General features: G+C 46.6%; 23 protein-coding genes, 10 tRNA genes and 1 pseudogene. 25 read left to right on the forward strand and 9 right to left on the reverse strand.

The annotated features are described in order from the left end of the window. Window positions 1-98 precede the first annotated feature (98 nt). From ADS79_RS03530 to ADS79_RS03590, 13 genes and pseudogenes are all read left to right on the forward strand, one after another. Window positions 99-174, forward strand: a tRNA-Val gene (locus ADS79_RS03530). Window positions 175-202: 28 nt separating this feature from the next. Then, window positions 203-279, forward strand: a tRNA-Met gene (locus tag ADS79_RS03535). Window positions 280-284: 5 nt separating this feature from the next. Beyond that, window positions 285-361 (forward strand) — tRNA-Asp (locus tag ADS79_RS03540). A gap of 39 nt (window positions 362-400) precedes the next feature. Further along, window positions 401-473 (forward strand) — tRNA-Phe (locus ADS79_RS03545). 7 nt (window positions 474-480) lie between these two features. After that, a tRNA-Trp gene (locus tag ADS79_RS03550) sits at window positions 481-554 on the forward strand. A gap of 29 nt (window positions 555-583) precedes the next feature. Continuing rightward, window positions 584-659, forward strand: a tRNA-His gene (locus tag ADS79_RS03555). Window positions 660-686: 27 nt separating this feature from the next. Next, a tRNA-Gln gene (locus ADS79_RS03560) sits at window positions 687-761 on the forward strand. Window positions 762-768: 7 nt separating this feature from the next. Next, a tRNA-Gly gene (locus ADS79_RS03565) sits at window positions 769-844 on the forward strand. A 27-nt stretch (window positions 845-871) separates the two neighbouring features. Further along, window positions 872-945 (forward strand) — tRNA-Cys (locus ADS79_RS03570). Between the two features lie 9 nt (window positions 946-954). Next, a tRNA-Leu gene (locus ADS79_RS03575) sits at window positions 955-1036 on the forward strand. A gap of 270 nt (window positions 1037-1306) precedes the next feature. Beyond that, a pseudogene (locus ADS79_RS03580) lies at window positions 1307-2154 on the forward strand (AraC family transcriptional regulator). Between the two features lie 64 nt (window positions 2155-2218). Beyond that, window positions 2219-3208, forward strand: a complete 990-nt coding sequence (locus ADS79_RS03585; RefSeq protein ID WP_049737060.1) for an ABC transporter substrate-binding protein — start codon at window positions 2219-2221, stop codon at window positions 3206-3208. A 340-nt stretch (window positions 3209-3548) separates the two neighbouring features. Continuing rightward, window positions 3549-4880 carry a purine/pyrimidine permease gene (locus tag ADS79_RS03590; protein WP_049737061.1) on the forward strand — a complete coding sequence of 444 codons (1332 nt, stop codon included), beginning with the start codon at window positions 3549-3551 and terminating at the stop codon, window positions 4878-4880. Window positions 4881-4899: 19 nt separating this feature from the next. On the opposite strand, the gene ADS79_RS03595 is transcribed toward ADS79_RS03590, so the two are convergent. Continuing rightward, window positions 4900-5571: a B3/B4 domain-containing protein gene (locus tag ADS79_RS03595; protein ID WP_049737062.1), complete on the reverse strand. Its 672-nt coding sequence runs from the start codon at window positions 5569-5571 to the stop codon at window positions 4900-4902. Between the two features lie 223 nt (window positions 5572-5794). On the opposite strand from ADS79_RS03595, the gene rnhA reads away from it, so the two are divergent. The 4 genes from rnhA (at window position 5795) to ADS79_RS03615 (ending at window position 9110) form a co-directional block, all read left to right on the forward strand. Then, complete coding sequence (gene rnhA / locus ADS79_RS03600) at window positions 5795-6229, forward strand: ribonuclease HI (RefSeq protein WP_174769606.1); 435 nt, start codon at window positions 5795-5797, stop codon at window positions 6227-6229. Then, entirely contained in the window at window positions 6226-7368 is a 1143-nt protein-coding gene (gene queG / locus ADS79_RS03605) for a tRNA epoxyqueuosine(34) reductase QueG (RefSeq protein ID WP_049737064.1), read from the forward strand. Before rnhA ends, queG begins: the two co-directional genes overlap by 4 nt. A 99-nt stretch (window positions 7369-7467) precedes the next feature. After that, window positions 7468-8016: a methylated-DNA--[protein]-cysteine S-methyltransferase gene (locus tag ADS79_RS03610; RefSeq protein WP_049737065.1), complete on the forward strand. Its 549-nt coding sequence runs from the start codon at window positions 7468-7470 to the stop codon at window positions 8014-8016. Window positions 8017-8138: 122 nt separating this feature from the next. Next, on the forward strand, window positions 8139-9110 hold the full coding sequence (locus ADS79_RS03615; protein WP_049737066.1) for an amidase domain-containing protein: 972 nt from the start codon (window positions 8139-8141) through the stop codon (window positions 9108-9110). Between the two features lies 1 nt (window position 9111). On the opposite strand, the gene ADS79_RS03620 is transcribed toward ADS79_RS03615, so the two are convergent. Further along, the gene (locus tag ADS79_RS03620; protein WP_049737067.1) at window positions 9112-9813 is read right to left on the reverse strand and encodes a ferric reductase-like transmembrane domain-containing protein; all 702 of its coding nucleotides are present in this window, start codon (window positions 9811-9813) and stop codon (window positions 9112-9114) included. A 149-nt stretch (window positions 9814-9962) separates the two neighbouring features. On the opposite strand from ADS79_RS03620, the gene trmL reads away from it, so the two are divergent. The 3 genes from trmL to ADS79_RS03635 all read left to right on the forward strand — a co-directional run bounded on the left by trmL (window position 9963) and on the right by ADS79_RS03635 (window position 11904). Continuing rightward, window positions 9963-10433 (forward strand): tRNA (uridine(34)/cytosine(34)/5-carboxymethylaminomethyluridine(34)-2'-O)-methyltransferase TrmL, encoded by a 471-nt coding sequence (trmL, locus tag ADS79_RS03625; protein ID WP_049737068.1) that lies wholly within the window; start codon window positions 9963-9965, stop codon window positions 10431-10433. Between the two features lie 68 nt (window positions 10434-10501). Next, window positions 10502-11227: an HAD family hydrolase gene (locus tag ADS79_RS03630; protein WP_049737069.1), complete on the forward strand. Its 726-nt coding sequence runs from the start codon at window positions 10502-10504 to the stop codon at window positions 11225-11227. Between the two features lie 110 nt (window positions 11228-11337). Further along, window positions 11338-11904 carry a hypothetical protein gene (locus ADS79_RS03635; protein WP_049737070.1) on the forward strand — a complete coding sequence of 189 codons (567 nt, stop codon included), beginning with the start codon at window positions 11338-11340 and terminating at the stop codon, window positions 11902-11904. 277 nt (window positions 11905-12181) lie between these two features. Here the strand turns inward: ADS79_RS03635 and ADS79_RS03640 are convergent, their stop codons facing one another. Next, window positions 12182-12382, reverse strand: a complete 201-nt coding sequence (locus tag ADS79_RS03640) for a hypothetical protein (RefSeq protein WP_049737071.1) — start codon at window positions 12380-12382, stop codon at window positions 12182-12184. Between the two features lie 370 nt (window positions 12383-12752). On the opposite strand from ADS79_RS03640, the gene ADS79_RS03645 reads away from it, so the two are divergent. Together ADS79_RS03645 and yhbH are read left to right on the forward strand one after the other, a co-directional pair. Continuing rightward, window positions 12753-14651, forward strand: coding sequence for a PrkA family serine protein kinase (locus tag ADS79_RS03645; RefSeq protein WP_049737072.1), 1899 nt, complete (start codon window positions 12753-12755; stop codon window positions 14649-14651). A 78-nt stretch (window positions 14652-14729) separates the two neighbouring features. Further along, window positions 14730-15887: a sporulation protein YhbH gene (yhbH, locus tag ADS79_RS03650; protein WP_049737073.1), complete on the forward strand. Its 1158-nt coding sequence runs from the start codon at window positions 14730-14732 to the stop codon at window positions 15885-15887. Between the two features lie 43 nt (window positions 15888-15930). On the opposite strand, the gene ADS79_RS03655 is transcribed toward yhbH, so the two are convergent. The 3 genes from ADS79_RS03655 to ADS79_RS03665 form a co-directional block, all read right to left on the reverse strand. Then, window positions 15931-16101, reverse strand: a complete 171-nt coding sequence (locus tag ADS79_RS03655) for a helix-turn-helix transcriptional regulator (protein WP_201783397.1) — start codon at window positions 16099-16101, stop codon at window positions 15931-15933. 109 nt (window positions 16102-16210) lie between these two features. Next, window positions 16211-16594, reverse strand: a complete 384-nt coding sequence (locus ADS79_RS03660) for a RidA family protein (protein ID WP_049737074.1) — start codon at window positions 16592-16594, stop codon at window positions 16211-16213. Window positions 16595-16835: 241 nt separating this feature from the next. Further along, on the reverse strand, window positions 16836-17321 hold the full coding sequence (locus tag ADS79_RS03665) for a hypothetical protein (RefSeq protein ID WP_174769602.1): 486 nt from the start codon (window positions 17319-17321) through the stop codon (window positions 16836-16838). Between the two features lie 444 nt (window positions 17322-17765). On the opposite strand from ADS79_RS03665, the gene ADS79_RS03670 reads away from it, so the two are divergent. Beyond that, complete coding sequence (locus ADS79_RS03670) at window positions 17766-18158, forward strand: hypothetical protein (protein ID WP_141260914.1); 393 nt, start codon at window positions 17766-17768, stop codon at window positions 18156-18158. Window positions 18159-18234: 76 nt separating this feature from the next. Here ADS79_RS03670 and ADS79_RS03675 read toward each other — a convergent pair whose 3' ends face one another. After that, complete coding sequence (locus tag ADS79_RS03675) at window positions 18235-19644, reverse strand: alpha/beta hydrolase family protein (protein WP_049737076.1); 1410 nt, start codon at window positions 19642-19644, stop codon at window positions 18235-18237. A gap of 125 nt (window positions 19645-19769) precedes the next feature. Then, window positions 19770-20417 carry a TetR/AcrR family transcriptional regulator gene (locus ADS79_RS03680; protein WP_049737077.1) on the reverse strand — a complete coding sequence of 216 codons (648 nt, stop codon included), beginning with the start codon at window positions 20415-20417 and terminating at the stop codon, window positions 19770-19772. 382 nt (window positions 20418-20799) lie between these two features. Between ADS79_RS03680 and ADS79_RS03685 the strand changes: the two genes are divergently transcribed. Further along, entirely contained in the window at window positions 20800-21096 is a 297-nt protein-coding gene (locus ADS79_RS03685; RefSeq protein WP_049737078.1) for a hypothetical protein, read from the forward strand. 300 nt (window positions 21097-21396) lie between these two features. Next, on the forward strand, window positions 21397-21735 hold the full coding sequence (locus tag ADS79_RS03690; protein ID WP_049737079.1) for a YolD-like family protein: 339 nt from the start codon (window positions 21397-21399) through the stop codon (window positions 21733-21735). 191 nt (window positions 21736-21926) lie between these two features. Here ADS79_RS03690 and ADS79_RS03695 read toward each other — a convergent pair whose 3' ends face one another. Then, complete coding sequence (locus ADS79_RS03695; RefSeq protein ID WP_049737080.1) at window positions 21927-22487, reverse strand: YdcF family protein; 561 nt, start codon at window positions 22485-22487, stop codon at window positions 21927-21929. Window positions 22488-22505 lie beyond the last annotated feature (18 nt).

Consider the following 22505-nt stretch of genomic DNA (forward strand, 5'->3'; position numbering starts at 1 on the left):
TACTTTACCCCAAAAAGTGAAGTGAAGCTTTGTAGCAACACCGAGTACTTTTCGGGGGCCCCACAACGGTTTGGGAACAGCCAAATTTAGGGAATAATGGAGGCTTAGCTCAGCTGGGAGAGCATCTGCCTTACAAGCAGAGGGTCGGCGGTTCGATCCCGTCAGCCTCCACCACTTATTACTAATAAGTTGATAATAACGTCGCGGGATGGAGCAGCTCGGTAGCTCGTCGGGCTCATAACCCGAAGGTCGCAGGTTCAAATCCTGCTCCCGCAACCAAATATGGAGCTGTGGTGAAGTTGGAGTTCACGCCGGTCTGTCACACCGGAGGTCGCGGGTTCGAGTCCCGTCAGCTCCGCCATTTCTTATCTATTAAGAATGGCATGTATTCATTACATATGGCTCGGTAGCTCAGTCGGTAGAGCAGAGGACTGAAAATCCTCGTGTCGGCGGTTCGATTCCGTCCCGAGCCACTTTTATAGGGGCATAGTTTAAAGGTAGAACGAAGGTCTCCAAAACCTTTGGTGTGGGTTCGATTCCTACTGCCCCTGCCATTATTTAAAAAGCAATGTAACGTAACATGGCGGTCGTGGCGAAGGGGTTAACGCACCGGATTGTGGCTCCGGCACTCGTGGGTTCAAGTCCCATCGATCGCCCCATGAAATTTATAGTTGGGGATTACTTATTGGGGTATAGCCAAGCGGTAAGGCAACGGACTTTGACTCCGTCATTCCTAGGTTCAAATCCTAGTACCCCAGCCATATAGATGCGGACGTAGCTCAATTGGTAGAGCGTCGCCTTGCCAAGGCGAAGGTCGAGGGTTCGAGACCCTTCGTCCGCTCCATTGATTCACCTGTAGTAATTGTTTTACGGAGGCATAGCCAAGTGGTAAGGCACGGGTCTGCAAAACCCTTACCCCCGGTTCAAATCCGGGTGCCTCCTCCAATTATATTTGCCGGTGTGGCGGAATGGCAGACGCGCGCGACTCAAAATCGTGAGGGAAACCGTGGGGGTTCAAGTCCCTTCACCGGCACCATATAAGAAACCAAGCTCTAAGGATATCGCTCCTTAGGGTTTTTTTATTTCTTCTAGCAAAACAGTTAATTGAAAATGATTATCATTATCTATTACAATAAACGAAAAGTAGTAGTTTCGCAAGAGATAAAATTGTTCAATTTAAAAAACGGATAGGTTACAGGAGAAGTAAGAGTTGCTTAGACCTGTTTAGCAAAGTGGTTCAGGTGAATGTGATCGGTATTGATTATCATTATCAATCAAGCTATCATGAGTTACGGGGGTGAATGAAATGAACATAGACATCAATAAGCTCGCAGAGCATCTTGCAAGAATCTCTTTTCAGGTGGAACAAGTATGTCGCTATATGCGTGACCCGGGAAAGAGCTGTGACGACTATACGGAGCCTTTTCCAGGTTTTGTTTTTCCACTAAGGGGCAAGGCAGAATTTGATTTCAGCGGAACATCCTATACGCTTGCTCAAGGAAATGTGCTGCACGGCGGTGCCAATATGCCATTAAATAGGAAGGTCGTGGGGAACAGCAGGTGGGAATATCTGCTGGTTCTATACCGTGTGGACCAGAACCTCCAGGCTATTGTCCTTCCAAAGCACATTTTCAGCTCACTCCGGGACAAAGTCCTCGCCTGACAGAGCTGCTTGAGCTTTTGTGGCGTTCTTCGGGTGAGCCGGGCGGAATTTCGGCTTTTTAGACAGAAACGCTATTTCGCTGTGTACTGGAGGAATTATTTGTTTGTGTCCGCAATCAGAGCAGCGATGGTGAGCAAATATTATTCGAGCAAGTATCGAAATACATACATGAGCACTATATGGATGGTCTTAGTGTGCGAGCTTTGGCAGAACAAAATGAGATAAATGAAAACAGGCTGTTCTATGTCTTTAAAAAATACACGGGTATGGGGCCAGGAAAGTATTTGATGGCTTACCGTCTCAACCGGGCAAAGGAATGTCTGCTGGCAGGTGACGCGCCGATCTGTGAGGTAGCGAATAGCGTAGGATATGCAGATGCTTTGTATTTCAGCCGTATTTTTAAAAAACAGGTAGGTGTCTCCCCAGTCGAATTCCGAGGGAAATTCAGGAATAATCCATATGGATTTCAGGATGGCTCCATTCCTATCTAAAATACGTTTTGCTAAACTGACCGTAGTTTAGTCAGTCAAGCAAAATCCACATGGAGGAGTCAGAATGAAAACAATCATGAGGCTGTTCGTCTCGCTCGCACTTTTGGCTGGTTGCGCTACAGCTCCAGCACCTACTAATAGTACCACATCAAGCAGTACAGTCCCTGCAACAGGGAAAAGCACACCTGAAAAAGTCGATTCAGATGCAGGAAAATGGCCGAGAACATATGTAGATGCTCTGGGACGCGAGATCGTATTGAAAAAGAAGCCTGAGAAGGTCGCTCTCCTATTTTTCCGTAATTTTGAGCATATGTTTTTACTAAATGAATTTCCTGTAGCAGCGACAGACTTGAATGTTCTTGCAGAATGGGAATCGCTTGCTCCATACAAGGACAAGGAGATTGGAGATATTGGGTCAATGACGAGCCCAAATTTAGAAAAATTACTGGAAATCGATCCGGATCTGATCATTATGGTCTCGGGACGATATGAGAGCTACGGCGATAAGCTGGAGAAAATCGCTCCGGTTATTACCGTGGGCAGCAATGAAAACAACTGGCAGGGTGCACTGCGAGGATACGGAAAAATCTTCGGAAAAGAGCAAAAGGCAGAAGATGAAATTACACGGATTGAAGCATTGATTGCCGATTCCAAAGAGCAATTGAAGAAATTTAGCAACAAAACCTTTGGCGTCATAATGCTGGGAGACAAGCAATTCTGGGGCTTTACCACACAATTTGTATTCAACAAGGAAAGCGGTCTCGCCCTGAATCCACCAAGCAAGTATGTTGATATGTCGACAAAAGGGGAGCAGATCTCCATGGAAGGTCTCGCAGCGATGAATCCTGACTATATGTTTGTTGCTGATATCGGAGGGTCCTCCCAAAATTTGCAAGGCTACCTGAAAAAATTAGAAAGCGATTCTGCATGGAATTCGCTTCATGCCATAAAGAGTGGCCATATGTACGCACTAGACAGCTCCATTGCGGCTGGAGGGCCGCTCGGAATTGAGCTCGGGGTAAAAACCATCATGAAAAATATGAGCACCGAGTAGGGCGCACAGCCAAATCATAAGAGGGTGAGAAATTCTCGCAGAGAGTTTCTTGCCCTCTTGCATGTTTGCCTGAAAACCAGATGATGATATTCTTAACTGAAGACTTTTGTTCCACGCATCTCTCACGTATATGGTGAAAACGGCTCAGCTATTTTAAAAGCGACCATGCATGGCACATGGATCTTTACAAGCAGGCGATTGGTCAGCGATTGAAACCGAGTAGCCTGGATTTTTTAGCAAAAAGGATAGATATGACGAGCAGCAGTAGAACATTACTGGTATTTCAGGCGAAGTGAATACGTAGGCTGCGATTATCGGTAAGAAAACGAGGTGGATTCATTTGAAGTACGGATTGTATGACAGGCCTCCAGCTGGCACGAGCATTTTGGCGGCTCTGCAATGGATGATTGTAGCGGTCTCCAGCAGTGTCGCCGTCCCTTTGATGATCGGGGATATATACGGCTTGCAGGTGGATGAGATCGGCAATCTGATGCAGCAGACGATGTTCTTCATTGGGTTGGCATCCTTTCTACAAGTATGGATTGGACACCGTTACCCGATGCTAGAGGGACCGGCTGGACTGTGGTGGGGAATTTTTATCATTCTGGCACAGCTAGGCAGTAGTGCAGGACTTCATCCTCGTGAGATCGGGCAATCCTTTCAAGTTGGGATGGCGATGGCGGGCGTATTATTCCTTTTGTTCGGGATGATGGGGTGGATTGGCAAGCTTCAAAGGTGGTTTACACCATTAGTATCCGGCACATACATGATTCTGCTGGCAATCTCTTTATGCAGTAACATTTTGACAGGAATGCTGGGGATCGGGTTTCAGCATTCCAAAGAAGTTCAGCCTGGCGTAGCACTCGTATCAATTGGAATTGTTGCCCTTGTGATTTTGATTATGCGAACCAAACGTTTTTCGAGCTTTGCTGTTCTGTTTGGAATGGTCGGTGGCTGGGTGTTGTATGCGATATTTGGCTGGACGGAACCAGTTCGCCCCGCTGAACATCTGATTACTTGGCCTTCCTTGTTTTTCTGGGGTGCACCGCGTTGGGATTGGGGCGTTGTGCTGACGAGCATGCTAACGGGCTTTGTTCTGCTCACGAATCTCGTTACGAGCACGGTGGTCATGGGAAAAGCGACAGAAACCGTACCAACCGAAAAGCAGTATAATCGGGGTGGTATTTTTACGGGCGTGTCTCACCTTCTGTCCGGCTTGAGCGGGGTTGTTGGAATGATCCCCCTCTCACTGGCTGCCGCGGTCATTCAGACGACACGGATGGCGTCACGACTGCCTTTTATGCTTGCAATGATCGGGATGATGCTGATTGGCCTGTTTCCACTGGTGGCCCATTTTCTGGCGGCATTGCCTACGCCAGTCGCGTATGCAGCGATGTTCATCTCGTATACACAGCTACTTGGCTTTGGACTGAAGGATTATGTGACCGTAAAAATGGACGAACGGACCATTACGGTTGGAGGAGGCTCTCTGCTGATCGGGATCGGAGTGATGTTCGTTCCTGCGGCAGCATGGCAGCATCTGCCACCACTCGCCAGCTTCCTGTTTGGGAACGGCTTGCTGCTTGGTGTCCTTGTATGCTTGCTGCTGGAGCATGTGATTTTCCGCAAACAAGATGACGAAACAAAAAAGAAAGACGGCCATGCTGCATAAGCGGTCGTCTTTCTTTCTCTTAAGGGAAAACGATGGAAGTATTTGTGACCTCGCCGCCGTTAATTTCGGTGAACATGCGTGCGACTGATCCGAGGATCTCATCCTTTTTATGGGCTTCAACCGCTTCGTGAAAAAAGATCACCTGTAAAAGATCACGGCTTTGATCCGTTACACAGGTGCGCTTGGAATCCACGATAGGGCTGCCAAAAGCGCCTGTTTCGTCAGCCAGCAACAGCTTCCCTTCCATATGTACCTCACGCTCGTTTAAACCCTCGTAACGGTCATCAGCGAGCCCAATGCGGCAAATAACATCGCCTACCAAATGATTTTGATCGTAAATCCCAAAGGGAAGTGCGTGCAGGACGGAGAAGAAATTATTAACGTCTACTGCGGTGTTGATCCAGAAAAACGGATTTCCCTGAAGGAGCCTCCGTAGCAGAGCCTCTGAGGATGGACGGTATCTGGAAGGATCCGTTCCAACTTGTTTAAAGGCAGCACGCCATTCCCGAATTCCTTCGATGTCAGCAAGACGCGAGAGATCATGCTCTAGGCGCATGCTTTCTACGAAATAATTGATTCGGCCTTGCAGCATCTTGGGAGAGTCGCTGACGGAAGCACCACTGTATTGAAGGACGCCAAGGGAGAGACGCGGAAGACGATCGGAAACTGCTGGGTCTAGCTGTACTTTCATCAAGATCACTCCTTTGTAAACGAATAAGGAACTAAAAGTGCGAACGCCTTTACATGTTAGCGTCTATGAGAGCCGTCTGATAAAATATGGATAGTCCTTGAAAGAACGGCTTCGAAACAGGTTTGTTACCCTATTTTTGGTAGTATAACAAAATATTTTTGTGGAAGCGACTAAGCTTCGTTACAATAGAAGAGAACAGAGGAGGTATCCTTGAAAGATGACAATGCGTGAAGTGCAGATTTATACAGATGGAGCATGTTCCGGCAATCCTGGACCAGGTGGTTGGGGGGCCGTCATGATGTACGGCCAGCATATCAAGGAAATGTCCGGTGCCGAACCAAATACAACGAATAACAGGATGGAGCTGCAAGCGGCAATCTCGGCGCTCACTTCGCTAAAAGAAGCCTGCAAGGTTACTTTGTACAGCGATAGTGCCTATTTGGTCAATTGCTTTAAGCAGGGCTGGTTCAAGGGCTGGCTGAAAAACGGCTGGAAGAACAGCAAGGGACAGCCAGTAGAAAACCAGGACCTTTGGAAGGAGCTGCTTCGCTTGATGGACATTCACCAGGTGGAGTATGTAAAAGTAAAAGGACATGCCGACAACAAGTGGAACAATCGCTGTGATGAGTTGGCGACAGGAGCGATCAAACAGCTGTGAATGACCAGCAGTACTGGGAGCAGACCAAGCAGTCCATCATTGACTATGCCATGGAAATAGGTATCGACAAAATTGGCTTCGCCAGTGCCGATCCTTTTACAACCCTCAAAGAACGACTCATCGAGCATAGAGAACAGGGCTATGAGTCTGGTTTTGAAGAACCGGATTTGGACAAGCGGACAGATCCAGGCTTGCTTGTGGAGGGAGCTCGTTCCCTCATTTCCATCGCGCTGGCCTATCCATCCAAGCTGGAGAACCCGTTGAAGTCCGAGCCTGGCGCTTATCGGGGCATCCTGTGCCGTGCGGCGTGGGGAACGGATTATCACCACGTTCTGCGCGAAAAGCTGGATAAACTGGCTCAGTTCATTAAGGAGCTGGAGCCGGGTGCCCTAATCGAATCGATGGTTGATACAGGAGCACTTTCGGACCGTGCAGTGGCGGAGCGGGCGGGAGTTGGCTTTACCGGAAAAAATTGTGCCATTATCACGCCCGAATTTGGTTCCTGGGTCTATCTAGGAGAGCTAGTGACCACCTTGCCGTTGCCTAGTGACCAGCCTATTGAAGAAGGCTGCGGCGACTGTAATATTTGTGTGGATGCATGTCCGACAGGTGCTCTCGTACAAGGGGGACAGTTGAATGCACAGCGCTGTATTGCCTTTTTGACTCAGGTAAAGGATTTCATCCCAGATGAATTCAGAGGAAAAATCGGAAACAGGCTTTACGGCTGTGACACCTGTCAAACTGTTTGTCCGAAAAATCGTCGGATCCATACGAATCATCATCCTGAGTTTCAGCCTGACCCGGAGACGGCCAAGCCACTATTAATTCCGCTGTTAGAGATGAGCAACAAGGAATTTAAACAGAAATTCGGACTGTCCTCTTCATCCTGGCGCGGGAAGAAGCCTATTCAGCGAAATGCTATTTTGGCACTCGCTCACTTTAAGGACAAGTCGGCTGTCCCTCATCTAATCCGTCTGTTAACCAACGACCCTCGGCCTGTTATTCGTGGTACGGCTGCATGGGCATTGGGGAAGATTGGCGGAGAGGATGCGAAGGCAGCATTGGAGCAGTCACGGGAAAAAGAAGACTCCCCGGAAGTATTGCTTGAGATTGAAAAGGGCATGGACTTTATCACGTAACAGATTCACTAGCTATCTGCGGGGTAAGGTGGACAGCTGATGATAGAGGAAAAGTCGTTTTGAAGTGAATACAGGATTACGGGTTGGGAGGAGCGTTAGATGGCAAAAGAACTGGGATATACTACGATGGAATCACCGATTGGTCCATTGGTGCTGGCCTCTACTGAAGAGGGCCTATGCTACATCGAGTTTGCCGACGAAGAGTATGGCCTGGAAACACTGCATCGCTGGTGCAAAAAGACGTTTCTCGGCATCTCTCCAGAGCGGGATGATGCCATAAATGAAACGGCAAAAATGCAAATCAACGAATATTTTGCAGGTGAACGCCAGAAGTTCGATCTTCCCATTGTCCTGTACGGAACGCCTTTTCAAAAGACAGTGTGGAACGAGTTGAAGAATATTCCTTACGGGGAGACGCGTTCCTATAAGGATATTGCTCTAGCGATTGGTGCATCCAAGGCTGTTCGTGCAATCGGTGGGGCAAACAATCGCAATCCGATTCCAATCATTATCCCTTGTCATCGAGTGATCGGCTCCAATGGGGCTATGGTCGGCTATGGTGGCGGATTATCCATTAAAGAGCATTTGTTAACATTGGAGGATGCACAGGTGTCTATGCAGCTCTCTTCTAATTCAGCTGTCCGTTAGCACGGATGGCTTTTCTTTTTCTTCTGAATGAATGGCGATTGACATATTCTTCTTCGTGTAGGGACTTTGAGTGGATTCAGCGGAGAAGCGGGTTGAAGTCAAGCAGGCAGGAGGGACAGAAAATGAGCTGGCGCGTATTTGTTCGAAGCTATTTCGATGCTGTGCATCAATCGTGGATGGATGGGGAATATCAACGATTGCTCCCTTTTTTTATAGACGATAGGCAGGTATACGCAAGGGAGTGGGAGCGGTTAAACCGTGAGCACAGGCAAGCGATGGGGCGGGGAGCCATGCTGCGATCGGTTACAGGACGAGTTGCTCCTATGTACTGGATGGAGACGGATTCCGCAATAGAGGTTACGCTATCCTGGTACGGAAGGCGGCATTACGGGCTGATTCAGCATGAATATGTAGAAGCGAGCCAGCGTCTGCTCCAGCTGCGTCTAAGCAAGGAAAGCGAGCAATGGATGATCATCGCAACAAGGGAGTCGGAGGGAGATTTGAAAGAGGATTTCAGTCATGAGCAGGAGGAGCCGCTGTTGCTTGCTACCGCTATTGAGGATGCCATCACGCAGCCTCTATTGGTCGTGCATGGCGCGGGTGGATATAATCCTGAAAAAGCGGTGGCGTATGCTCAGCAGTACTGGAATACAACCAATTCTGCTTATCCTCGCTTTACTGATGATTGTACCAACTTTATTTCCCAATGCTTGCATGCTGGGGGGATTCCGATGCTTTTCTCCAAAGAGAAAGTCAAAGGATGGTGGATGCGAACCGGAAAAGGTGGGGACTGGAGCTACAGCTGGACGGTTGCGCACAGCTTGTATTTGCTGTTCAAATCAGGTGGGGCACCTATGCGTGCCGTACCGAAAAGCTCTGCGTCTGAACTGATCCCCGGCGATATCATTTGCTATGATTTCGATGGAGATGGTCGTTTTCAGCATAATACAATTGTGGTCGCCAAGGACGCAAATCAGATGCCTTTGGTAAATGCCCATACAACCGACAGCAGCATGCGATACTGGGCGTATGAAGATTCTACTGCGTATACGCCCAACATGCGCTATGCGTTTTTTCATATTAGAGGGATGTAGTCTATCCGCGTTTTCTCTTGACTGCGGTTGTGATAAAACCGACCAGACGTATGAGTAGGACGACTGCAGCCAGCCAGAGAAAGTCTGCTGCGCTGTGGGGCTCGCCTTTGATCGAGTGGATATAAATGAGGGCATGAAAAAGAACCAATAGAAACAGGGCGAAATTGGCGAGATGCAGTCGTTTCCAGCTAGAGCCGCCTAACCATTTTTCTGCACGGCGCGAAGAGGTGAGCCAAAGCGCAAGGAGAATGCAAAAAGCTGTAAGTCCCATGTAATTCGCTATTCCTGTCATTGACCAGTTTGGAATCAGCGGAGTATTCCCATTGTGATCAGAGACAAAAAACAGCTTCAGCCAGCCACCTGCTTTTGGAGCATTTGTGTCGTTCAGGATCATGAGTCGCGGTGTTCCTTGAAACAGGACAAGCACCAGCAGTACATGCAAAAAGCCAGTCAGTCCAGCCCAGATGCCAATATCCCGCCGAAGCGATAGGGAGACTGGCTGCCAGGAAGCAGGGAGCCAAGATTTGATCGGACCGATGACAAGTGTTGCACCGATCAAGACAAGCGACAGGTATCCAAGTATCATGCTCCACGTCTCCATTGGAGGAAAAGCGCCAAAATCGGGCCAGAGCCACCTTGCAGTTGCAGCGAGCAGTAATAGACACAATACATGGTTGCAAAAACGAGACCAAAACAAGCGCATGTCAATCAGCGCTCCTTTCATGTTTTTGGTTAGATGCAGCAGCGGCTGTTTTTGTTACACCAGAAGCGGTGGTCAGCGCTATGTTTGTTTATGTATAATAAATAGGGAGATCATACGTTTAAGTTCGGTACACAAGGAGATTTGACGTTATGCCGTTACATATTGTTTTGCACGAGCCTTTAATTCCAGCCAACACAGGGAATATTGCGCGTTCCTGTGCTGCTACGGGGGCTCATCTGCATTTGATTCATCCGTTAGGCTTTTCTACTGATGACCGTTATCTGAAGCGAGCAGGGCTAGACTACTGGCACGCTGTAAATGTCCATCATCATGAGAGCTTCGATCATTTTGTGATGGCCCAGGGAGAAAACGCAGGGACATTTTACTTCGTGGAAACATGGGGGGAAACCCTCTATTCAGAAGTCTCCTTTAAAGATGGGGACTACATCATTTTGGGCAAAGAGACGACGGGCTTGCCGGAAGAACTAACGGACAAGTATCGAGAGCAGACGATTCGCATACCGATGAGCGGTGCCACTCGCTCTGTGAATTTGTCTAACTGTGCGGCAATCGTCCTGTTCGAAGGCTTGCGGCAGCTCGGCTTTCCAGGATTGAAGTAAGCAGGATCATAGAGGATGCCTGACGGCAATGATCATAGGGTAACTCGCAAAAAAGGGAGAGAACGTAAATGACCGTGAACACCATCCTGTTTGACCTGGACGGTACCTTATTGGAGATGCAGACAGAACCCTTTGTGAAAAGCTACTTGGTAGAAGTTGGACGCCACGTGGGTGATCAGTATGATACGCAAAAGCTGCTTTCCCTCATCTGGGATGCGACGAAGGCCATGATCATGAGCGATGAGCCTGACAAAACCAATGAGCAGGTCTTTATCGAGTACTTCAAAGCACACAGCGATTGGCCTCGCGAGGAAGTTTGGCCGCTGTTTGATTCCTTTTATCGGGATGTATTTCCGACACTCTCCCACCTAACCTATCCATCACCATGGGCAAAGCAAATCGTGGAGGCTGCCAAACAGCAGGGCTTTCGTGTAGCAGTTGCGACGAATCCGGTATTTCCACGTGAAGCGATTCACCACCGGTTGGCTTGGATTGGAATGAGTGCAAATGAATTTGAGCTGGTGACGGTTTATGAAGAATCGCATTTTACCAAGCCGAATCCTGGTTACTTCGCAGAGATTTGCCAAAAGCTTGGAGTCGAACCGACTGATTGTGTCATGGTAGGGAATCACATGCAAGAAGATATGGTCGCGTCCAAGCTGGGCATGAAAACCTTCCTGGTTACGAACTGGATGGAGGATCGCGGTGAACCACAGTACCAGGTAGATCAACGCGGTACGATAGAAGAGCTGCACAAAGCGATTACGGAAAAGAGCGGTGTATTTGCAGGCTAAGTGGCCTGCTTTTTTTACTGACACCTGGTTTTCACATACTTTTCCCAAACCTGTCAGGTAGGCTAGTCTGTGTATCGTATGTCGTTTTTACTGCAAAGGAGGAGCGCTTCGTGAAGAAAATTGTTTCATCATTAGTAGTGATTGGACTGTTGTTCGGTGTGATTTCGGTCGTGAGTGCAGAAGGAAATCAGGCAGTAGCCGTCAAGCAAACGAAGGAAGAGAAGACAGCGCACCAGCTGGAGAAATGGCAAAACAGAGCAGCCAAGCTGGGAATTATGCAAACCGGACAAACGCTTGAGCAGTTGAAGGAAGCTGTCCATGCGGCCAAAGTAGAGCAACGTGCAAAAGCAGAAACCAAGCGCAGCGAAAAAGCAGCGAAGTGGGGAATTGAAACCACTGGGAAAACGAACAAGGAAGTAAAGACAGCGATTCGGGAAGCTAAAGCGGCTCATCAAGCGGCGAAGAAGGAAGAAAAGACCGCCAAAAAAGAGGCAAGAACAGCAAAGCAAGCGGAGCAGTCTGCAAAGCGTGCGGAAAAGGCAGCAAATTGGGGGATGGATCCTGCGGATAAATCGGCAAAGCAGCTAAAGGAAGAAATTCAAAGCAAAAAAGCTGCCAAGCAGGCTGAAAAGAAAGCGCAAAAGAAGCAGGATAAAAAGAAACAAGACAAAAAATAAGCGTGAGCGTACGAAAAAAGCAGGTTGCCCATCACAGGCAGCCTGCTTTTTTGCTGAGAGAAGTGCTTATTATCAAAAAGCAACTAGCTCTAGCATGTCCTTACAGATTCCAGGTTTTGTCCTCGTTGTAGCCAGCTGTAAGAATGAACAACAGAAAAGCTGCGAAGACAAATCCTACGATGAACGTACCCATGTTGGACAGCTCCTTTCGAAACAAACTACTCCCATTATAGCGTAGCCTGCCCACTTTGCAAACGGATTACAGGCCTTGCAAACGTCAAGTCAATGACAATTTACGGTATTTTTTCACCAAGCTCAGAAAGGCACCGAGGGCGATCGGAACGCTCAGTATTTCACCAGTATCCAGCTGCATCCCGGTTATCCATTGGTAAATAAATACAGACAAAATGATGACGGAAGCGATTCCGGTAAGATACAGTCCTTTTATCATTTGAATCCGATCTGAGTGGTTTGACATAGTATGATTCCTCCAGTTGTTTTCTAGTCAATGATTGAAGCATCCGAGGTTGTTTCTCATGTATGTAGTTTATACCTGTCAGGGATATGTAAACCATCGATTTAGCTTACGAAACAAAGAATGAACCTTACATTTCTGTAATTCATGTGTGGTGAGAGAAAGCTGCTACAATTTCCCCATCATTTTTGTGGGAAGATTGCTGAAACTTGTGCGGATGTCTCGCATACACATATGTAAAGGCTTAACGAGCCTGTTGGCAACCGAAGTAAACGGGTTTACGCGCGAATGCGTGACCGCAGGCGGACATATACATGAGAGTACATTGTCGTTGGGGAAGAGAGAGGGGCTTTATGAGGGAGGAGTGTCGAACATGGACATTTTAAAACGGATCGCTGAGCACCGGGCCCGAGAAGAAAACCTGATGTGGAGAGGGACGTTTGCCGAATATTTGCAACTGGTTCGAAAAAATCCACAAATTGCACAGACTGCTCATTCACGCGTCTACAACATGATCAAAGGCGCTGGTGTAGAAGAAAACGAGGATGGTACCCGCTCGTATCAATTCTTTAGCAGGGAAATCTTCGGTCTTGATCGTTCCGTAGAGCGCCTGGTTGAGGAATATTTCCACTCCTCAGCACGACGGTTGGATGTTCGCAAGCGGATTTTGCTCCTGATGGGGCCTGTCAGCGGAGGAAAATCGACGTTGGTGACCATGCTCAAGCGTGGTTTGGAGGAGTATTCCCGTACAGAGGATGGCGCCATCTATGCATTGGAAGGTTGTCCGATGCAGGAGGAGCCATTGCATCTGGTTCCGCATGAGCTGCGAGCAGAAGTTGAAGAAGAGCTGGGAATCAAGATCGAAGGGGAGCTGACTCCGTACAACCGGATGCGTTTGGAAAACGAGTACGGCGGGCGGATTGAGGATTTCCCTGTTTGCCGGATTCTCTTTTCGGAGGCAAATCGCGTGGGGATTGGTACATTTAGCCCTTCTGATCCGAAATCACAGGATATCGCCGATCTGACAGGAAGCATCGACTTTTCTACGATTACCAAGTATGGCTCCGAATCCGATCCGCGCGCTTATCGCTTTGATGGCGAACTGAACAAAGCGAACCGTGGTCTGATGGAGTTCCAGGAAATGCTCAAATGCGACGAGAAATTCCTCTGGCATTTGCTGTCTCTGACTCAGGAAGGTAACTTTAAGGCTGGACGTTTTGCACTTATTTCAGCTGATGAGCTGATTGTTGCCCATACGAACGAATCGGAGTACAAAGCTTTTATTGCAAATAAGAAAAACGAGGCCCTCCAATCCCGGATCATCGTCATGCCAATGCCGTATAATTTGCGCGTCAGTGATGAAGAAAAAATTTATTCGAAGCTGATTAAGCAATCTGACCTGGGCCATGTGCATATCGCTCCACATGCCCTGCGTTCAGCAGCCATTTTCTCGATTTTGACCAGATTGAAGGATTCGAAAAAGCAGGGTGCGGATTTGCTGAAGAAAATGCGCCTGTATGATGGTGAATCCGTCGAAGGCTTCAAGGGAGCTGATCTGGAAGAGCTGCGAAATGAGCATGCTGACGAAGGAATGGCAGGGATCGACCCACGTTATGTCATCAATCGGATTTCGAGCGCACTGATCAGACGCGACACCGAGTGCATCAATGCCTTGGATATTTTGCGGGCACTGAAGGAAGGCTTCGACCAGCATCCATCGATTACAAAAGAACAGCGTGAGCGGTACATGAACTTCATTTCCAGTGCACGCAAGGAATACGATGAGCTGGCGAAAAAAGAAGTACAAAAAGCGTTTGTCTACAGCTACGAAGAGTCTGCGAAAACGCTCATGGATAACTATTTGGATAATGTCGAAGCTTACTGCAATATGAATAAGCTTCGGGATCCTGTAACAGGCGAGGAGATGGACCCAGATGAGCGCCTGATGCGTTCCATCGAGGAGCAAATCGGCATCTCGGAAAATGCCAAACGGGCTTTCCGCGAAGAAATCCTCATTCGAATCTCTGCCTATGCGCGTAAAGGCAAGCGTTTTGACTACAGCACACACGACCGACTGCGCGAAGCCATCGAGAAAAAGCTGTTTGCTGATCTGAAGGATGTTGTAAAAATCACGACTTCGAACAAAACGCCAGATGAGCATCAGCTTAAAAAGATCAATGAAGTGACAAAGCGCCTCATGGAAGAGCATCATTACTGCCCGGTATGCGCCAATGAGCTGCTCCGTTACGTCGGCAGTCTGTTGAACCGATAACCTACATGGCTAGGGTAAGTGGCTGATCGAGCATTTCATAATCGGCGCAGATTGCGCCAGTTACTAGGAGGAGACGGCATGGAAGATTCTTCATCGTTCATTGTCTCCCGGGAAGACTGGTCGCTGCACCGCAAAGGGTACCAGGACCAAAATCGACACCAGGAAAAAGTGAAAGAAGCGATCAAGAAAAATTTGCCCGATCTCGTCAGCGAAGAAAATATCATCATGTCGAACGGTCGGGAAGTAATCAAGATCCCTATTCGCTCCCTGGATGAGTACCGGTTGCGTTTTAACTTCCAAAAAGGGAAGCATGGCGGTCAAGGGAAGGGAAACAGCAAGGTTGGAGACGTAGTAGCCAAGGACGGAGATCAGGCTCAAGGTCCGGGAAAAGGGCAAGGAGCGGGTGACCAGCCTGGTGTGGATTACTATGAGGCAGAGATCAGTGTAGAAGAATTGCAGGAGATGCTATTCGCTGAGCTAGAGCTGCCGAATCTGCAACGAAAAGACGAAGATCAAATCGTCATTGAAGAGACGCGCTTCAACGATGTACGGAAAAAAGGCTTGATGGGCAATATCGACAAAAAGCGGACCTTGATCGCGGCGATCAGGCGCAATGCGCTGGCAGGCTACAGCGATCTGGAGCTCGGCATCACAGATGAGGACCTTCGCTTTAAAACGTGGGAGGAAATCATCAAGCCGCACTCCAATGCGGTCATCATCGCCATGATGGATACCTCAGGGTCCATGGGTGTGTTTGAGAAGTACATTGCCCGCAGCTTCTTTTTCTGGATGGTTCGTTTCTTGCGCACCAAGTATGAAAAAGTGGAGATCGTCTTTATCGCCCACCATACCGACGCCAAGGAAGTCACAGAGGATACCTTTTTCTCCAAAGGCGAAAGCGGAGGAACCATCTGCTCCTCTGCCTACAAAAAAGCGTTGGAGATCATCGATAGCCGCTACCCGACTTCCCAGTACAATATTTACCCGTTCCACTTCTCAGATGGCGACAACCTCACCTCTGACAATGAGCGCTGCGTCAAGCTGGTGAAGGAGCTCATGGACCGGTGCAATATGTTCGGGTATGGCGAGGTTAATCAGTATAATAGACATTCGACTCTGATGTCAGCGTACCGGCATATCAAGGAACCCAAATTCATGCATTGTGTGATTCGGGAAAAAGGCGAGGTTTACAAGGCGCTGAGGACGTTCTTCGGGAAGAAGGAAGTGCAGGTGTAGAAAAGCAAAGAGCAGCGAGCTTACGAGCTTGCTGCTCTTTTTGTTAATGAACGTCTTCTACACTGACCTGGAATTGCTGAGCGATTTTGACGGCTAGTTTGAGAGACGGATTGTACTCTCCTTTTTCCAAAAAACTGATCGTTTCTCTTCTTGCTCCGACCTTTTGCGCAAGCTCTGCCTGGGTGAGATTGAATATTGCTCGAAATTCTTTCATGCGTGTTTTCACTAATACGTAGGCGTACATTCAAGAAATAGAAGACCCGCCTCTGTTTTCATTAGAGATGGGTTTTCTTCTTGACTATTCGTTTATGTCTACGAATGGGTTAGTGTGTATGTGCCACAGCACTTATTTCAATCAGCTGCTCAGGGGAAGCAAGATATGTTACGCCAATGAGACTGCCGGCTGGCCGATGGTCTCCCACGTATTCCTTGAACTGCCGGAGAACCGGTTCGAAATGGGCTTGTGGGTTTGTTAGATAGATCTCTACATAAGCCAGGTTCGATCTTGTAACATCAAATCCCGCGAGCACGCGATCAAGATTTTCCAGTGTCTGTCGGGTCTGTGCCTCGATATCATCTTCGCCAACGAATGCACCCTCTGTATCGTGGGAAAATTGTCCCGAAATGTAGATGGTTCCGTTTACGCAGTAACCCTGGCTGATGCCGTGATCCCAAAGATCGTGATTGTAGCTTTTGACAGTATTCATTTTTTCTCTCTCCTTCACTTCAAAGTAAAGTTAGTATAATTTGAGCAAAAATAAAAATATAGTACGCACTATTATGATAGGTAATACCCAAAAGGATAGTGTAAAAAAAGGGTTTGGCAGGCAAAGTAAATGGGTGGACATCATGATGAATAGAGGGGAGACATCAGCACAAAACCCGCCTGGCAGGATGCTTGGGCGGGCTTCTTCGTAACATATTGATTCAGATCGATTCCCATGCCAGTCAATTCGGCTGAACGAGTCCATTTTTACTATATTTATTGATCCAGTCTGTTCGCCAATCTTGAAAAGACTTAGCTTGAAGCTCCTCAATCGTTTCACCATCCAAAGACCAAAAACCACCATATAATCTCTCTCCATGCGGAAAAGAAGTTCCTCCTATTGGTTGTCCATCTACTTCATAGACGTAAACATCAACTTCCCCTTTGCTTAAGGGATGATTTTTTACGAGAAACTTTTCGACGTTGATTGTCTTACCAAAATACAGTGCAGGCTCAACAGATTGCAAACCCCAATACATGATGTAAGGCAACTCCGTAATTTTTTCTTTTGTCAGTTCGTACGTTTCTGCTAATCCTTCATAAGAAATGACTTGGTACCCTCTATTTTCAAGATAGTCTTTTAAATCTGATTGTTCTTTGGGTATATCGCTGCTATCGGTGCAACCCATTAAGAAAAGGAGCGAAAGAATGGAAAGCAAATACTTCACCGCAGTTCCCCCAATCGAGTTGAAGAAATTTTTTATCTTTTTACACTTTATGTTAAATACTGGTATATTTCAAGTTATCGATTTGGGGTGTTAGAGGTCATAGGTACAAATGCTGTTTAGTTGCCTGACAATGTGCCGAGTCAGCGGACTACTTTTTATAACGGCTTGTTTATTCGTTGTTTATTGTCGAATGCTACAATCGTTTTGCCCATTGTAAAAAATCGAGATGAAAGGATGCCTTCTACTTCGTTGACGGAACGCCGTATGCGATGAAAGTCGCCTGTACGGTGTAGGCTCGTTATAAGCCGAGAGGTATAAGACGAGAAAAGCGTAGTCATTTTAGATGCTGATTCCCTAGGAACTGCAGAAAATTCAAAGATCACGGGACTGACAACTGATAAGGTCTACAAGGTAACAGTGGATCCTGAAGGAACGGCAACCGTTATGTATACGAAAGCAAATGGTACCCTGACTTCTGAGGCTTCTTCAAGAACAAGAATAGCCGGTACAGAAATCACAGGGTTAACGAATGGAACGACCTACAAGGTAGAAGAAGCGTCACCAGCCTATGCAATTAAGGTAAAGGCTGGATCTGAATCAGTAGTTACAAATGTGCACAACATATTCTTCACAGTGAATACGGAAGGTACAATGCTTGTAAGTGAATTACGTGGCGCTGTGGAATCCTTGGAAGGCTCGGTACACTCTTACAAAATTAAAACCGCAGGATACATGGATAAAAACGATACAGATACAGTAAATCAAGACGATCTATTGATCGTATACGTGAACGGAAGCAATACGATGGACGCTGTTTATCGAATTTATGTAGACTAACTGTCACGATGACCCTCAGGAGAAATCCTGAGGGTTTTTTCGTTCAAGCGTTGAGGGGAGCAGCTGAAGCGGTTCCTTAATATCTGGTTAAGTGGATTTCGGGATTATTTTTCTGAATTTGATCCATTTTATTTATGTTGATTCCCTTTAAATTCTTATCAAAGAAGCCAAGCGCCATGTCGTTAATCAATCGATAAATCGCATCTACATCCGCTCCTGCTTCATTGATCAGAGGAGAAACGGCTGCCAAGTCGGTAAAACTGCCATGATTCGTTTTGGGAATAACGGCTGTATATACGCCTGTTTTTTCAATAGTTTTATTTCTCAAATAGCTTTCCACAAACAATTCATCCCTATTGCCAGGCTCCTGGCTATAAGCCTCCTTCATGAATCGGATGGAGGCTTCGGCATTCATCAGCATAAACGGCTTTCCGGGACCGTCCTTCGGCATAGGTGCACCATACAATCCGCCATCCATATCGATTGCTGCTTTAATCCGATCATCCTTCACCAACATTTGAGCGGAAGTGGCACCGCCAAAGGAGTGACCTAACATGCCAATATGATCATAGTCGATTAGCTTGGCAATGGGCTTGAATTTATCATCGAAATCAGCTCGGATGACTTCATCGAGAACGAACGAAGCATCCTGCTCCCAAAGCAAAATCAGGTTGTTTAAAAAAGTGATGGTGTTCTCAATAGGCGTAAAATCAACCTGATCTCCATCCGGAAAAACCGTTATTGCTGCGCTTCCCGTAAAGTTAATCGCAACGATGACATAACCGTGACTCGCCAGCTCCTCTAGCTGGAAGGTGTTTTGCTGGCTATACAGGCTCATTCCATGTGCAAATAAAAGAAGCGGGAATTTTGCTGATGTTTGCAACGGAACCGCGTTTGTATACGAATGCGTTTTGATCAATCCCAAATGAGTGGTTGCGATATAAGGAAATTCCTGGGTAGCAGAGAATTGTTTTGTAAAGGCATCGATGTTTTCGTGATATGGGGCAGGGGTGCCGGTCCCCTTTTCCGCGGGATAATAAACCTGAACCATTAATTCACGGTTAACCCGACTGTTGGGAACAACAAGCTCTTTACGAGTTGGATCAACTAGATGAAAGGCTTGAGTTCCCACCGCATACTCTCCCGTAGGCTTTGGAAATGAGAAAAGGGGGAACAGCGTCGGCACTGCAATCATGGCAACTACTGCCACAACCAAGCCAGCTCCTTTCGCAAGCTTTGCTCCCCAATGCTTGGATACATTGGTGCTGCCGAATTTGATCAAGACCTGCAGTGTCAAAAGAAGTATGACGATATAAGCAGGTATCATTCGCCAGTTTGCTCCGATTGCAATAACAGTTGCCAATAAAAACACATAATCCGCCAAAAGAATGGCCGCATTAAACTTTGTGAAACCGCGCTGAATGAAAAACAACGGAATGCTTGACAATAACAACAGGATGACAAAAATAATCTCTAGGTTGGTCATAGTAAGTGCCTCCATTTCTTTTACATTCATTTGAATGTATGGGAGTAAATTTTTTTACATTCATATGAATGTAATTGAATAAAATAATAAACTACATCGCGTAGTCTATTTTTTAGCTGTAACGCCTACTCCAATTCTTGTGCATGATCAAACAACTCCAGAAATACCCCTTTCAGCTGTTCATTGACGAAAGGAATGCCAATTGCTTCAAACATGAAAGTGATATGTTCGATCTTCTGAACATATTCCTCTCGGCTGACTTGAAAGATGCCTGGATTCATCCAAATGTCAAACAGCATCGTAAAGACTTCTGCAGCTTGCTTGGGATAAGCAACCTGGAACGAGCCGTCTTGATTGCCTTCTTCAATCACTTTTTGAATACCTGGTGCAACCACTCTAGCGCCTTCGATGATTCGAGTATAAATAAATTCAGCTGAATTTATTTTACGAGAAACCGTGGAAAGGTCTCCGTTTTTAATACTTCGCAGAATCGAGAACGAAATTCCAAGCCGTAAGCGATCCAACGCATTTAAGCTTCCCAAGTCCGGTATATCTTGGAACACAACCTGTTCCAGTAACATCTCTTTGGTGATGGTCGAAATGATATCCGAGATGGATTTGAAATGATGATAGAAGGCACCTCGAGTAATGTCTCCTACATCATCTACGATATCCTGAATCGTTACGTTATTCCAGCCCTTCAACGTAAACAGCTTGAACGCCGATTCCATAATTCTTCTTCGTGTGATTTCCGGATATTTGTTTCTGGCCATTTTTACTCTCCTATAGATACATTTAAATGTATCTATAGGATAAGTGAGCCCATGAAAGATGTCAAACAGGGGCTTGCAAATGTGTAAGGACATGAGATGGAGTGCCAAAAGCGAAAGAGGCGATTGCTTGTTTATTCGTTGTTTATCGTCGAATGATAAGATCGAATAGCCCATTGTAAAAAATCGAGATGAAAGGATGCCTTCTACTTCGTTGACGGAACGCCGTATGCGATGAAAGTCGCCTGTACGGTGTAGGCTCGTTATAAGCCGAGAGGTATAAGACGAGAATAGCGAAACTAGTGGAATATTTACCTTAAGGGATAACGTAGTTGATAAATATCCGTATCATTTAATAGCTGGGTCTGTTCAAACAATCCAACCAATGCTTATTGCCAACGAGAAGCTGACGAATGCAACGATTACGATTGATCTTAATGGCGTAATTCCTCCAAGCGTGACCGATTATTTCCAAATTAATGGTACAGGATGGCTCAATATTGGAGCAGACAAAATTGATGGCGATGTCATTACTTTCACTGGGATTAATTTAGATGAGGAGCAATGGTTCATGGTTCAATTAGATAACAAGACAATGCCTGCCGCAGGAAACTATACGATTCTGATCAGTGTTGATTCAGGACCGAATCAAGTAATGACATTAATAACTACCGCCAATTAAGAATCAGGAGATGACCCTCGGGATAACCCCGGGGGTCATTTTTTCGCCAAAATAGGAGCCAGCCTCGAACCGATCGGTGCTATTTTTATTTGCATGTTCGTGAATTGTTCGCATATAATAGGAACAAGCGTTCTTGTTTGAAGGAGACTGATTTTCAAAAGGGAATGAATCATGAACGAACCAGACACGGTATCATGATCGAGGCGAAGGTCTAGCTAAAAAGGCATTCATTGATGGTCAGTGATCAGAGCTAGACACAAAGGTCGTTTAGGAAGCATGGGAAAGGAAGGGGTACAGCATATGACTAGCAGAATAGAAAACCCATTTTCGATGCGATTTGTATTGCCGGAGCAACGGGAATTGTATTTACAGATGAAGGAAGACGATAAACTTGTACCAATGCCAAGCCTTGAACAAGACGAATTAGACTCCTTTCACTATATAATCCGTGATTCAGCTCGGGAGGACTACGCAATCGCCGTTTCCTGGTGGGAGCCTGCAAAAGAAGAATGGGGGAGCATCTGCACCATATGGGGTGTAGTGAAATGGATTGACCAGAATAGAAGGCGGATCAAAATAGTGAACGATGAGGAAAGTCAATGGATCTGTATGGACCAGATAACAAACATCAAAACATAAGAGCTGTAGCTGAAAAATGCTCGTTATAAGTCGAAACCCTCTCCCCGATAACAAATAATCCCTTCAGAGAATTCCTCAGGGACTGTTCTTTTGCGAGGAGTCCTTCGATTACCGACCATGACTGATTTTTCCCGCTATATCTCCTTGGATGATGATGTTTTTATCGTTGAGGGTTTGTGCATCCTCGGTGCTTACCAAAGATAGCGATAGTAGGCAAAAAACTCTCTAAACAATGAAAAAATATCTCTTATTTCAAAAAACTCGGCATGGGCGGAAGCGGTACTACTGATCCCTTCTTTCCAAAAGGCGAGCTTGGTTCTGCTGATGTGATAAATCTGCGTAATGACCATTGCGGACTCCCAGTCCATTTGATCCATCATTTCTTTTGTATTTTTGGCGGTCATCCGCGTATTGATGCCATTGCTGTCTGCGATGATTTTCTCTTCTTCGATTCCATGTTCGATCAGGTACTTTTTCATGACCTGCGCCTCGTCGAAGCCTTCAACACCTACGCCCCCACTGACGATGATGTGCTGAAAATATCCCTTTTTGTATAATTGAATGGCTTTATCCAATCTACCTTTCAGTCGCGCTGACGGTTCCCCGTTCATCTCTACTTTATTTCCGAGAACAACACCGACGTCCACTTTGGCAAGCTCGTCTGACATGCCGTCAACCGTGATCAGAACCGTATGCGCCAGAAACCAGATCACCAAGATCAATGCGGCTATTTTCCCTTTTCTTTTCAACATGCTGCACGTCCTCTATCC

Origin of the sequence: Brevibacillus reuszeri, assembly GCF_001187725.1 — a bacterium.
Taxonomy (GTDB): Bacteria; Bacillota; Bacilli; order Brevibacillales; family Brevibacillaceae; genus Brevibacillus; species Brevibacillus reuszeri.

What these genes read in the sequence shown, in the direction of transcription:
- ADS79_RS03670 (WP_141260914.1), top strand. Translation starts at nt 17,766, where the DNA reads ATGTATACGAAAGCAAATGGTACCCTGACTTCTGAGGCTTCTTCAAGA.
- ADS79_RS03680 (WP_049737077.1), bottom strand. Translation starts at nt 20,417, where the DNA reads ATGGCCAGAAACAAATATCCGGAAATCACACGAAGAAGAATTATGGAA.
- ADS79_RS03690 (WP_049737079.1), top strand. Translation starts at nt 21,397, where the DNA reads ATGACTAGCAGAATAGAAAACCCATTTTCGATGCGATTTGTATTGCCG.
- ADS79_RS03620 (WP_049737067.1), bottom strand. Translation starts at nt 9,813, where the DNA reads ATGCGCTTGTTTTGGTCTCGTTTTTGCAACCATGTATTGTGTCTATTA.
- ADS79_RS03640 (WP_049737071.1), bottom strand. Translation starts at nt 12,382, where the DNA reads ATGTCAAACCACTCAGATCGGATTCAAATGATAAAAGGACTGTATCTT.
- ADS79_RS03655 (WP_201783397.1), bottom strand. Translation starts at nt 16,101, where the DNA reads ATGAAAGAATTTCGAGCAATATTCAATCTCACCCAGGCAGAGCTTGCG.
- ADS79_RS03630 (WP_049737069.1), top strand. Translation starts at nt 10,502, where the DNA reads ATGACCGTGAACACCATCCTGTTTGACCTGGACGGTACCTTATTGGAG.
- ADS79_RS03615 (WP_049737066.1), top strand. Translation starts at nt 8,139, where the DNA reads ATGAGCTGGCGCGTATTTGTTCGAAGCTATTTCGATGCTGTGCATCAA.
- ADS79_RS03675 (WP_049737076.1), bottom strand. Translation starts at nt 19,644, where the DNA reads ATGACCAACCTAGAGATTATTTTTGTCATCCTGTTGTTATTGTCAAGC.
- ADS79_RS03695 (WP_049737080.1), bottom strand. Translation starts at nt 22,487, where the DNA reads ATGTTGAAAAGAAAAGGGAAAATAGCCGCATTGATCTTGGTGATCTGG.
- ADS79_RS03595 (WP_049737062.1), bottom strand. Translation starts at nt 5,571, where the DNA reads ATGAAAGTACAGCTAGACCCAGCAGTTTCCGATCGTCTTCCGCGTCTC.
- ADS79_RS03660 (WP_049737074.1), bottom strand. Translation starts at nt 16,594, where the DNA reads ATGAATACTGTCAAAAGCTACAATCACGATCTTTGGGATCACGGCATC.
- yhbH (WP_049737073.1), top strand. Translation starts at nt 14,730, where the DNA reads ATGGAAGATTCTTCATCGTTCATTGTCTCCCGGGAAGACTGGTCGCTG.
- ADS79_RS03610 (WP_049737065.1), top strand. Translation starts at nt 7,468, where the DNA reads ATGGCAAAAGAACTGGGATATACTACGATGGAATCACCGATTGGTCCA.
- ADS79_RS03685 (WP_049737078.1), top strand. Translation starts at nt 20,800, where the DNA reads ATGCTTATTGCCAACGAGAAGCTGACGAATGCAACGATTACGATTGAT.
- rnhA (WP_174769606.1), top strand. Translation starts at nt 5,795, where the DNA reads ATGCGTGAAGTGCAGATTTATACAGATGGAGCATGTTCCGGCAATCCT.
- ADS79_RS03645 (WP_049737072.1), top strand. Translation starts at nt 12,753, where the DNA reads ATGGACATTTTAAAACGGATCGCTGAGCACCGGGCCCGAGAAGAAAAC.
- trmL (WP_049737068.1), top strand. Translation starts at nt 9,963, where the DNA reads ATGCCGTTACATATTGTTTTGCACGAGCCTTTAATTCCAGCCAACACA.
- ADS79_RS03585 (WP_049737060.1), top strand. Translation starts at nt 2,219, where the DNA reads ATGAAAACAATCATGAGGCTGTTCGTCTCGCTCGCACTTTTGGCTGGT.